Raw genomic sequence first — 2,855 nt, 5'->3', positions numbered from 1 at the left:
ATGACGCCAATATCTTGATGATCCTTTTCAACTCGGTACTTAGCATTTAAGATAATGCCAATGAAGCGCCGCATTTGTTGCGGGGTACGGCACCAAAAACTAAGTAGTTGCACAGCTTCGGGTTCTAAGAAAACCGGTAAGCCACTGTCTTCATCAGTTAAGAAGTCATTAGCATGGTTCACCAAATCCTGGTTTTGCTTTTGAATTTCTGCTGGTGAGAAATTGGCTGTGGAAAAGTCCAACTTTTGAGTATCTATATTGTATCTATTAGTATCTATGTTTTTAGAGTCTTTATATAGATTGCTTTCGATTTTCGAAATTCCGCTCGTAGCAAGGGATTGAGAGCTATTGTCAACGAAGTCATGCGGACTTTCGATTTTCGAAATTCCGCTCGTAGCAAGGGATCCAACGAAGTCATGCGGACTTTCGATTTTCGAAATTCCGCTCGTAGCAAGGGATCTCGGCGTTTCTTGTCCATATTCACCCCTTAAATAGACATCAGTAGCTTTCACATCGAGCTTGGAAAGGTATAAACGATTCGGTTCATTCTTTTTCGTTTTAGGATTAAATCCCATTTGAATTTGTTTTAATAGATTGGCTGTTTGTAATTCTTTTTTTATTTTAACGGCTTTTTCAGTAGCGCAGTTAAATAAGTCTTGTAGTTCTTGAACGGTAAAAATAAAGTAAACATGATTATCTTCATCAACCCAATGATTACGCAAAGAATACTCTAGCCGGTCTTTCAGTACCATATAAGCCAATTTAGCATCACTGCTTAAATGTTTATATTGCTCGCCATACATTAATACCTTAGGAAACTGGAAAAATAGGGCTCCATATACGTTATCGGCTTCATAGTAATTGAAATTTGTTGATTTTGTCATAATAAAAACTCCCTTTCTCGACTGACACACGCTGTCTCAAAAGAGAGTTGCTAAAACATTTGATTTGCTTTAAAATACAAATCTGATATGCTCTAACTGAATTACAAGGCGTTCATTTAGCCTTGAGGCTTTGTAATTTACCAGCATGTGTCTGTTTGTGAGTTGCCCAGTCGGCAACTTTTTTTAATTTCTAACAACAAAAATGGACTAAATAGCTTCAGTTAGCTACTTAGTCCATTGACTTTAATTTGTTTTTAACTATCCTTAACTTGTCCTTTGGGACTGGTTTGCGGTATAATTAACCTACAAATTAAGAACAATGTTCAGTCGATTTAGACCGGCAAGTTAAAATCGACTGAATCTAAGTAGCTGTCGTGTAGCTACTTGCTAAACCCAAAATCCCTGATTCCTCGTGAATCGGGGATTTTTCTGTTTAGCTTGATTTCTTTATTCGGTTGTTAAATTAGTCATAGTCTAGCATAGTGCTTACCTACCGGCAACTTTATTCTGTCTTGTATACTTTACCAGCCCCCATCGGTCCGTTGAGCCCGTTGATCAGATACAAGGTCTTCGTATCGATTATTGCTATCAACTATTTGTGATTTCATCATTTTTCCCACTCAATTATTCTTGAAAGTCTCTATAAGCATTTTCTATTATGGTATCTAATAAGGTTGATCTTGATTTTGCGTTCAACTGATTAACCATTTCATCTAAACGATCAATATTCTTTTGTTGAATTGAGAAGCTTGTCTTTACTTTTCGTTCCCAATTCAATTTTTCGTTAAGTGCATCTTTTTGCTGAATGTCTCTAGCCACTTGGTAATCGTTGTTGGTACTTGAAAACTTTTCAAATTTGTTTGCCATAAGTTAATCATTCCCCTGTTTTTGGATTTCTGAAAACACGTCACTTAATAGTTTGAGAAATGGCTCTTGTTCATGCAACTTGTCATTCTGGGTTGCATATTCTAGTATGCCCTCCTTTGCAAGCATACTAGCGTTAACTAATTCCTTTTCTGGGATAACCCCAATGACATTATCTATATGTTTGAGTGCTGATAAAAATTCGTGAGAAGAATTAGTATTGTGTTTGATTCGATTGCCTAAAAAGAATACGTTGGCAGTAATATATGATTTACCACTAACTGGATCAACAACTTCATCTTGTAAAGTTCCCACACTTTGCAATACTTTTGTATGACTTTCATACCCAAATCGACTTGGTTCCATTGGAGAAATGATTTTATCGGCTACAGCTACACCATTTTTGCTTAACAGGTTCCAAGCTGGTGGCAAGTCGATAATTATGTAGTCATATTTTTGATTCAGTTCTTGCGCATTTTTAACAAACCACATAAATAATAGCAATTCTCTATTTGGTTTTGAGGCTAAACGATCTGCTACTTCTTCCAGGTTGCTAGTTGATGGAATTATCGCGATATTATCCTGAACTTGTGTCTCAATTAACCCGGAGCTTGGTTTTTCTAGGACATCTGCAATGGTGGGCTTTCCACTGAAATTAAAATGTTCATTTTCAAAAGTGCCCGTCAAACTCTTCTGTGCGTCCAAATCGATCATCAAAACTTTTTGATCTTGTGTTTGTAAAAATTTGGCGAACTGAAATGCCATTGTGGTTTTACCAACGCCACCTTTGATAGCCATAAAACTGATTACTTGCATAACACACTTTCCTCCTAACATATAAAGATAAAGGTAATACTTAACAAATACCTTGTTCTCCTACATAATACGACTTTAAGAACACAAAATCAAGATAAAAGTAGTACTAATGGAATACATAAAACGCATAAAGGTATTTATTTGGTGGTATAAATAGGTTTCAACAATTAGTCATACCTATTATCTGTTAACATTAAATTTCTTTCGATACCTTATAAAGGTTGTCCGTTTAATTCCTGTATTTCGGGACACATCAATGTCACTCATGCCAGCTCGATAAAGCTTAAAAGC

General features: G+C 36.0%; 3 protein-coding genes and 1 pseudogene. All 4 read right to left on the bottom strand.

Annotated elements, in window-relative coordinates:
• A partial coding sequence (locus IV54_RS08255; protein WP_057878896.1) for a replication initiator protein A occupies nt 1–884 on the bottom strand: 884 nt, incomplete at its 3' end.
• Nucleotides 885–1,508: 624 nt separating this feature from the next.
• Nucleotides 1,509–1,751 carry a hypothetical protein gene (locus IV54_RS08250; RefSeq protein ID WP_003590746.1) on the bottom strand — a complete coding sequence of 81 codons (243 nt, stop codon included), beginning with the start codon at nt 1,749–1,751 and terminating at the stop codon, nt 1,509–1,511.
• Nucleotides 1,752–1,754: 3 nt separating this feature from the next.
• Nucleotides 1,755–2,564 carry a ParA family protein gene (locus tag IV54_RS08245; protein ID WP_033615103.1) on the bottom strand — a complete coding sequence of 270 codons (810 nt, stop codon included), beginning with the start codon at nt 2,562–2,564 and terminating at the stop codon, nt 1,755–1,757.
• Between the two features lie 180 nt (nt 2,565–2,744).
• A pseudogene (locus IV54_RS11570) lies at nt 2,745–2,855 on the bottom strand (recombinase family protein); the annotation flags it as partial.

The organism is Levilactobacillus paucivorans (genome assembly GCF_001437125.1).
Lineage (GTDB): Bacteria > Bacillota > Bacilli > Lactobacillales > Lactobacillaceae > Levilactobacillus > Levilactobacillus paucivorans.
Note: the sequence above shows the minus strand (reverse complement) of the source record. Positions and strands in the feature narration are given on the sequence as shown.